Raw genomic sequence first — 8,725 nt, 5'->3', positions numbered from 1 at the left:
CTCCGGCGTGCCGCGCTCCGACGGCTGCGCCGCACCGCCCTCGACCGCGCCCCTGTGACTCTCAACGACCTGCGAACCGTGACCCTGAAGCGAGAGCGACAGATGCCCGAATCACCGTCCCTGCAGCTCGACGACCATCTCGAGGTGGCCGAGCGTGCCAGGGTGCTGCTGCCCCGACTGCACACCGTCGCCGACCGGTTGATCGACGTCTACCGCTCAGGGGGCCGTCTCTACACCTTCGGCAACGGCGGCAGCGCCGCCGACGCCCAGCACCTGGCGGCTGAGTTGATCGGCCGCTATCTGCGGGATCGCCGCCCGCTGCCCGCGGTCTCCCTGACCACCGACCCCTCGGTGATCTCCTGCATCGGCAACGACTACTCCTACGACGAGGTCTTCGCCCGGCAGGTGAGGGCTCTGGTGAGCCCCGGTGACATGGTGATCGGCTTCTCCACCTCGGGACGCTCGCCCAATGTCGTACGGGGACTCGCCGAAGCCCGTGCCGCAGGCGCCGTCACCGTGCTGTTCTGCGGAGGGGAGCACAACGGCATGCCCGCGGCCGAGCACGCCGACCACAGCCTGGTCGTACCGTCGACCGCCACCGCGCGCATCCAGGAAATGCATCTCACGATGCTCCACCTGCTCAGTGAGCAGGTCGACGCATGGGCTGCCGACTCCACGGAGCCGGCAGCAGTCACGAAATCAGCCGCAGCCGCAGCCACGAACACAGACTCCGAGGCCACCGCTCCCGACGGGCTGGAGACCACAGCATGACCACCTCCGACGCCGCCTCACGGCACCCCCGATCCCGCACCCTGCACATGGTGGGCAACGCCCACATCGACCCCGTATGGCTGTGGCGCTGGCCGGAGGGCCTTCAGGAGATCCGGGCGACGTTCCAGTCCGCCGCGGACCGCATGGAGGAGTACCCCGACTTCGTCTTCACCTGCGACTCGGTGATGTACCTGGAGTGGATCGAACGGCACGACCCGCAGCTGTTCGAGACCATCAAGAAGCGTATGGCCGAGGGACGTTGGCAGGTCGTCGGAGGCTGGTGGATCGAGCCCGACTGCAACATCCCCAGTGGCGAGTCGTTCGTACGCCAGGCGCTGTACGGGCAGCGCTACCTGCTGGAGAAGTTCGGAACGGCCTCGACCGTCGGCTGCAACCTCGACCCGTTCGGGCACAACGCGATGCTTCCCCAACTGCTCCGCAAGTCCGGCATGGACGGCTACATGTTCCTGCGTCCAGGACCGCACGAGCAGACCCTGCCCGGACAGTTCTTCCACTGGGAGGCCCCCGACGGCTCACGCGTGCTCGCCTACCGGCTGCCCAACGAATACTGCAGCCCCGGCAAGGACATCGGAGGCCACCTCGACAAGTCCCTCGCCCTCATGCCGTCCGACGAGCCGGAGTTGATGGTCTTCTACGGCGTCGGCAACCACGGCGGCGGTCCCACCAAGGCGAACATCGACAGCATCCACCGCCTCAACACCCTCGGAGGGCTGCCCACCCTCACGCTCAGCCACCCCGAGGCCTACTTCGCCCGCATCCGCGGCCGTTCCGGCATCCCGGTGCACGCGGGGGAACTCCAGCACCACGGTCCCGGCTGCTACTCGTCGCACTCGGGTGTGAAGTCCTGGAACAGGCGCGCGGAGAACGAGCTGCAGCGCGCCGAGAAGTGGGCGAGCGTCGCCCACATCGTCACCGGGGAGGACTACCCGCACCGGCAGTTCGCGGAGGCGTGGAAACTGGTCCTCTTCAACCAGTTCCACGACATCCTGGCCGGCACGTCGCTGCGTTCCGCCTACGAGGACGCGCGCGACGACTACGGCCGCGCCCGTTCGCTCGCCGCCGAGATCTTCAACCGCTCGGTGCAGGCCGTCTCGCGCCGCGTGAACATCCCGCTGCGCGAGCAGACACAGCCGCTTGTCGTCTTCAACCCGCACCCCTGGGTGCTGCACACAGACGTCGAGGCGGAGTATCTGCACGCTGCCGGGGCCTCGTTGACCGACGACGAGGGCAACGACGTACCCATGCAGCACACCCGTTCCGAAGCGACCATGGCCGGCAGTCGCGCACGCGTCGCCTTCCGTGCAACGGTGCCCCCGCTCGGCCACCGCGTCTACCACCTGCTGCCGGGGGGCGCCGGGGAGACGGCAGCGGAAGGGCCCGTGAGGGCCGGAGCGACCGGTCTGGAGAACGAGCACCTGCGGCTGGAGGTCGACCCCGCCACCGGATGGCTCAGTTCGCTCTACGACAAGGACGCGGACGTCGAGTTGCTGCCGTCCCGGCCGGCGCCGCATGCCGTCGTCGTCGACGACCCGTCGGACACCTGGGGCCACCGGGTGCACTCCTACGACAAGACGGACGGAGTCTTCGGCTGCACTCGTGTGCGGCTCGTCGAGTCGGGGCCGGTACGTGCCGTCCTCCGGGTGGAGAGCTCGTACGGGCGCTCCGAACTGGCCGAGGAGTTCGTGCTGTCGGCAGGGTCCCGGCAGGTCGAGGTGCGGACGGTCGTCAACTGGCAGGAGAAGCTGAAGCTGCTCAAGCTCCGCTTCCCGACGGCGCTTTCGGACGTCACCGCCACGCACGAGATTCCCTACGGTCACCTGGAGCGCATCCCGGACGGCACCGAGGAACCCGCACAGGCGTGGGTCGATGTCACCGGCGTCCTGCCGGACGGCCGCCGCGCGGGGCTCACGGTGGCCAACGACAGCAAGTACGGGCACGACGTGCGGGGCGGCGAGATCGGCATGACAGCCCTGCGCAGCCCCGTCTACGCCTGGCACGAGCCGCAGGAGCTCGACCCGGACGGTGTCTACGACTATCTGGACCAGGGACGTCAGGAGTTCCGTACGCTGCTGCTCCCGCACGGCGAGGACTGGCGTGCGGCGGATCCCGTCCGGCGTGCGGCGGAGCTCAACCAGCCCGCCTTCTCGCTGCTGGAGACCTTCCACGCGGGGCCCCTGCCGCAGCGTGCCTCGTACGCCGACGACGGCTCGGGGAGCGTGCTGGTCACCGTCATCAAGGGGGACGAGGACGCGGGCGGCGACGTGGTGGTCCGCGCCTACGAGTCGGCCGGGCGTGCCACCTCTGCTCGCATCGCGCTGCCGATGCTCGGGGAGAGGGTCGTCGAGGCCTCGTTCGGCCCCTGTGAGATCAAGACGTTCCGCGTCCCACGCGATGCCGGACAGCCGGTCGTGGAGACGGACTTGCTGGAGAGGCCGGCCGAGGGTGACGACTCGGGTGCCGGGACGGACGCCGAGACCGAGGCCGGGGTCCGTGCCGGAACCGAAGTCGAGGGCGGCGAAGCGGCAGACGCGTGACGGCGCATGTCCCGCGTTCCTCCACGACGGAGGGCAGAGGCACCCGCCTCGATGCCCGTGCCGGATCCCTGGCGGCCTGGACACAGGCGCTCGGTGACGGCTGGCACCTGCGCGACTGCCTCGGCGACACGTGGCGCCGGCTCTGCGGACCGGGCCGGCGCCCACCCGTCAACCGGGCTGGTTCGGCGCCGGGGTTCCGGGGACGTCCGTGACGGCCCCCGTCACACGGCGGACGGCACCCGAGGCAGGCAGGTCCGAACGATTGGAAGGATGGAGGGTCGATGCCCGTGCGCTTCCCTGATGCGGAACACCTCCCGCTCCCGGGAGCGAGCGGTGACCTGAGACTTCGCGAAGCGGATCAGGGTAAGGCCGAACTGCCGTACGTCGTCTCGTTGTCGACGGACGACGGCGGGTGGCGGCCGGTCCCCGTGCTCACCGCCGAACGGCACACGGACGGCAGCGTGTGCGCCTACGGCAGCGCCCACGGCTTCGAGGCGGCGCTGCGGCTGACCCACCTGCCGGGAGCTCGAGACGAGGCCCCCCACTACGAGGGCGCTCTCACCGTCCGCCGGGTCGCGGCCGCTCCCGTACGGGCCGGACTCCGCCTCGAACTCCGCCTCGGCCCTCTCGGCAGCGGCCACGAGCCGGGCTGGCTGATCCCGGGCGTCTTCTACGGGCAGAACAGGCTCCCCAACTGCACCCGCCCCTACCCGCGTTACGAGGCCGGTGTGTGCGACGCGGCGGGCATGACCGCCGCTGCCTGGGCCTTCCGCGCCGACCGCTGTGCCACCCCGGCCGTCTTCGCCCGCGACGGCGCGGGCGGTGCGGCTCTGGCACTGACCGGTGAGCGGAGCAGCCTCGGCGAGTGCGGTGTCGGCTTCGCCCTCCTGGAGGGTGAGCGGCCGGCACTGCGTCTGCACGCCCCGTACCGGGAGGAGCCCGTCAGCTACTACGGCAGCGCCACGCCGCGTGCGGCCGACACCCCGCTCCATCTGTGGCAGGAAGGCGAGGAACACACGGTCCGCTTCACCGCTCACCTGCTGGACGCCGATCCGCACGCCTACGCCCCGGTGCTGCGCGCCCTCCACGAGGCGACGCCCGCGAAGGAGGAGCCGGCCGCGTGGACGGGCCTGGATGAGGCCGCCGAACTCTCCGCGTACGGGCTGCACCGCTGGCACTACCGTCCGGACCCGCCCGTTCTTCTGGAGACCGCCGCCTTCGACCGCGAAGCCCTGGGGGAGAGCGGCGACAGGCAGGCCATGCACGTCTCCTGGATCAGTGGTGTCCCGTACGCACACGCACTGCTGCTGCACGCCCGCCGCACCTCCCACGCCGAACAGTCCGCCGCGGCTTGCGCGGTGCTCGACCACATCGCGCAGAACCTCACGCCCGGAGGCACGTTCTGGGGGCAGTGGACCAGAGAGCAGGGCTGGAACGTGGGCTGGCACCCCGACCGGCGGAGGCTGCACGCCCGCACCCTCGGCGACGCGACGCTGTTCCTCCTGCGCGCCCTGGTCGCCGAGCGCAGCCACGGTGTGGACCACCCGGAGTGGGAGCGCGCGGTGCGCTCCAACCTCGCGGCGGCCGTGACCGGGCAGGACACCGAGACCGGGCGGCTTCCGGCCGCGCACGACAGCGCAACAGGTGCCGCCCTCGACCACGAAGGCGGCGCGGGGCTGTCATGGATACCCGCCCTGGTCGAGGCAGCAGACGTCTTCTCGGAACCCGCTCTGCTGGCGGCGGCGGTGCGGGCCGGCGGCCACTACGGCGAGGACGTACGTGCCGAATTCCTCTGCGGGGCCCCGGAGGACGTCTCCCTCGCACCCACCTCCGAGGACGGCTACAACGCCCTGATCGCCTACACGCTGCTCCACGAGGCCGACCCGGCCGACCCCCGCTGGCTCGACCTGGCCCGCCGCGCCGCCGACTGGACACTTACCTTCCGCTACACCTACGACGTCCACTTCGAGCCTCACACCCTGCTCGGGCGCTACGGGTTCCGCACCCGCGGCGCCGACCAGGCGTCCCCCTCCAACCAGCATCTGCACGCTTTCGGGCTGATCTGCCTCCCGGAGACGGTCCGGCTGGCGCGTCACCTCGGCGACCCGTACTACCTGCACTCGGCGCGCGAGAACCTCGACTGCTTCCGGCAGTTCGTGGCGCGTGCCGACGGTGACTTCAACGCCTACCGCGGCATGGTCAGCGAGCGCTTCTATCAGACCGACTGTTTCCAGGCGAAGGGCATGCTCCTCACGCTTTCCCACGCCTGGTCCGCCGGCGTGCTCCTGTACGCATGCGAGACGGCCCGCGAACTCCCCGAATTCCAGGAGCAGATGTGAACAGCCGCCTCACGGACGGCGCGGGTCTGCCCTTCCCCGAAGGGTTCCGCTGGGGCACCGCCACCTCCGCCTACCAGGTCGAGGGCGCGACCGGGGCCGACGGCCGGGGCGAGTCCATCTGGGACCGCTTCTGCAGAGTGCCCGGCGCGATCGAGAACGGCGACACCGGTGACGTGGCGTGCGAGAGCTACGGCAGGGCGGAGGAACAGGTCCGTCTCATGGCCCGCCTCGGCACGAACGCCCATCGGTTCTCGCTCGCCTGGCCTCGCATCGTCCCCACGGGCGCCGGTCGTGTCGAACCCCGTGGCATCGCACACTACGACCGGTTCATCGACCTGCTCCTGGAGCACGGGATCAGCCCGCTCGTCACCCTCTACCACTGGGACCTGCCGCAGCCGCTGCAGGACCGCGGCGGCTGGCGCGCCCGGGAGACGGCGGAGGCGTTCGCCGCGTACGCCGGCATCTGCTTCGAGGCCTTCGGCGATCGTGTACGCGACTGGGTCACCGTCAACGAGCCCTGGATCGTGGGGCTGCTGGGGCATCAACTCGGCCTCCACGCACCCGGGGAGAAGTCTCTCGCCGGCTCCGTGCAGGCGATGCACCATCTGCTGCTCGGACACGGACTGGCCGTCGGCGCCCTGCGCGCGGGACGGGGAGCCGGACGCGAAGCCGCACGCGCGGGCATCGCCTACAGCCTCTTCCCTCACGCACCGGCGGACCCGGGCAGCAGCGCCGATGCCGCCGCTGCCCACGCCTCCGACGGCTACGTCAACCGCTGGTTCCTCGACCCCGTGCACGGGCGCGGATATCCCGACGACATGCTGCGGCACTGGGAAGAGGCCGCAGGGAAGCTCGACTTCATCCAGGCCGACGACCTGGAGACCATCGGTGCGGGCAGCGATTTCATCGGCGTCAACTACTACACCCGGCGGATCGTCAGCGCCCACGAGGAGCGTAGCCCCGGCGACGGGGCCTGGCCCTGGAAGGTCGAGCCGCCACAGCCCGGCGTGCCGTGCACGGACCTGGGTTGGGAGATCGTCCCGGAGGAACTCACGGCGCTGCTGCTGCGGTTGCACGAGGACTACCCGGGCGTTCCGCTGATGATCACCGAGAACGGCGGGATCTTCGACGACGGACCAGGCGAGGACGGAGCCGTGCACGACGAACGGCGCACCCGCTTCCTCCACGCCCATCTGGCCGCCGTACACCGCGCGTTGGAGGCCGGTGCCCCCGTCGAGGGCTACTTCCACTGGTCGCTCATCGACAACTTCGAGTGGGCGATGGGCTACCGGCCGCGGTTCGGCCTCGTACACCTCGACCGGACGACCGGGCGCCGCACGGTGAAGGACAGCGGCCACTGGTACGCGCGGGCCGCACGAAGCGGCGTGGTCCCCCCGATGCGCTGAAACCGCCGCCCGACGTGCTCAACGCCACTGGGCACGGGGGCAGTTGCACGGTAAAGGCCGGGTGCCGCACGGGTAAGGAGGGGGAGGAGGTGACATGACAAGCGACATGCATTCAGGTGCTGGCACGGCACGTTCACCGTTGCTGGCCGGCATCGACATCGGCAGTACCCACTGCAAGGCACTCATGTGCGACCCTTCCGGCAGGGTGGTCGCACGCGCGCAACGCCCGACGCCCCGCAGCCCCGACGGACTCACCCATGACGCCGAGGAGTTGACCGGTGCGGCCCTGGGCGCGCTCACCGACTGCGTACGCATCGCGGAACGTGCCCCCGACGCCGTCGGGCTGACGGGCATGGCAGAGACAGGCGTGCCGCTCGACCGGCACGGTGCGCCCCTCGGGCCGGTCCTCTCCTGGTCCGATCCGGCTCCGGCGGCACATGCCGACCGGCTGCGGCGCACCTACGGAGCGGCGGCGCTGCACGCACGTACGGGAGTCCTTCCCAGCGCCAAGGTCCCGCTGGCCAGATGGTGCTGGCTGCGTGAGCACCATCCCGAACGGCTCAGCCGGATGCGCCAGTGGGCGGGCGCGGCGGATCTGGTCGCCAGGGCGCTGACGGGACGCGTCGGCACCGACGCCACCTTCGCCCAGCGCAGCATGGCCTGGGAGCACGGGACGGGAGGCGGCCAGGGCCGCTGGAACCCCGACCTGCTCGCCGAGGCCGGACTGACCCCGGTCCAGATGCCGCACGTGCACCCCCCGGGCAAGCCGGTCGGCACCGTCACACGGGACGTCGCCCGCCGTCTCGGCCTTCGTGCCGGAGCCCATGTCGTCGTCGCGGGGCACGACCACCTCGTGGGCGCCTGGGCAGCGGGAGCTCGCAGCGCGGGCACCGCAGCCGATTCCATGGGCACGGCGGAGGCCGTCCTCACCGTCTCGGCCGCCCCGCCCGACCTTTCCGCGGCGGCGGCCGAAGGCATGTCGTGGGGGAGGCACGCGGACGGCGAACACTGGGTCACCCTTGCCGGGATGGCGAGTTCGGGCGCGCTCGTCGAGTGGTTCTGCGACCGCTTCCTCGAACCGCTGCAGGAACACGGGCGGCACGAGCCCGGCAAGCGGTACCGCGCTTTCGCTCGCCTCGTGGAGAGCAGCTGCGAAGGCAACGGCCGAAGGCCCGGACCGCCCACCGGAATAACCGTCGAGCCCTACCTCGACGGACGCAGCGCCCCCCGTCCCGACCCCGCCGCCAGACTCGCCGTGCACGGAATGGCATCACGGCACGGCCCGGGCCATCTCGCGCTGGCCCTGCTGGAGGGCGCCGCGTACCAGGCTCGCTGGATGGCCGACGTACAGGCCGAGTTGGCCGGTGCCACACCCCGGACTGTCACGCTCCTCGGCGGCTCCACACGGCAGAGCACGTGGACGGCGCTGAAGGCGGCGGTCACCCCGTGGACGACGGAGGTGTGCGCCGAACCTGAGGCGCCGTGCCTGGGAGCGGCGGCCTGGGGCGGCGCAGCCATCGGTGTGGACCCCTCCGGCATGAGGCCGGAGAGCACACCCCTGCAGGTGGGCGGGCCCGCCGTCGCCGCACATCGGGCCGCCTACAGCGAAGTGTTTCTGCCCCGCGTGATGCGGCCGACCCCGCCGGACTGACCC

The 8,725-nt window shown here is 71.1% G+C and carries 5 protein-coding genes; all 5 read left to right on the top strand.

Annotated features, from left to right (window positions below; all coding sequences use genetic code 11):
• On the top strand, nt 1-771 hold a 771-nt coding region (locus H5J26_RS03175), incomplete at its 5' end, for a D-sedoheptulose-7-phosphate isomerase (RefSeq protein ID WP_235980361.1).
• Entirely contained in the window at nt 768-3,326 is a 2,559-nt protein-coding gene (locus tag H5J26_RS03170; protein WP_181764114.1) for an alpha-mannosidase, read from the top strand. The genes H5J26_RS03175 and H5J26_RS03170, both read left to right, overlap by 4 nt.
• A gap of 281 nt (nt 3,327-3,607) precedes the next feature.
• The gene (locus H5J26_RS03165; protein WP_181764113.1) at nt 3,608-5,665 is read left to right on the top strand and encodes a hypothetical protein; all 2,058 of its coding nucleotides are present in this window, start codon (nt 3,608-3,610) and stop codon (nt 5,663-5,665) included.
• Nucleotides 5,662-7,071, top strand: coding sequence for a GH1 family beta-glucosidase (locus tag H5J26_RS03160; RefSeq protein WP_309237756.1), 1,410 nt, complete (start codon nt 5,662-5,664; stop codon nt 7,069-7,071). Before H5J26_RS03165 ends, H5J26_RS03160 begins: the two co-directional genes overlap by 4 nt.
• Nucleotides 7,072-7,165: 94 nt before the next feature.
• Entirely contained in the window at nt 7,166-8,722 is a 1,557-nt protein-coding gene (locus tag H5J26_RS03155; RefSeq protein ID WP_181764111.1) for an FGGY-family carbohydrate kinase, read from the top strand.
• Nucleotides 8,723-8,725 lie beyond the last annotated feature (3 nt).

It is taken from the genome of Streptomyces albidus (ex Kaewkla and Franco 2022) (assembly GCF_013870515.1).
In the GTDB taxonomy this organism is placed as follows: domain Bacteria; phylum Actinomycetota; class Actinomycetes; order Streptomycetales; family Streptomycetaceae; genus Streptomyces; species Streptomyces albidus.
The sequence above is the reverse complement of the archived record's forward strand: the minus strand, read 5'-3'. Positions and strand labels throughout refer to the sequence as shown.

Coding starts and splice junctions, on each gene's coding strand:
- H5J26_RS03170 (WP_181764114.1), top strand. CDS start 768: ATGACCACCTCCGACGCCGCCTCACGGCACCCCCGATCCCGCACCCTG.
- H5J26_RS03155 (WP_181764111.1), top strand. CDS start 7,166: ATGACAAGCGACATGCATTCAGGTGCTGGCACGGCACGTTCACCGTTG.
- H5J26_RS03165 (WP_181764113.1), top strand. CDS start 3,608: ATGCCCGTGCGCTTCCCTGATGCGGAACACCTCCCGCTCCCGGGAGCG.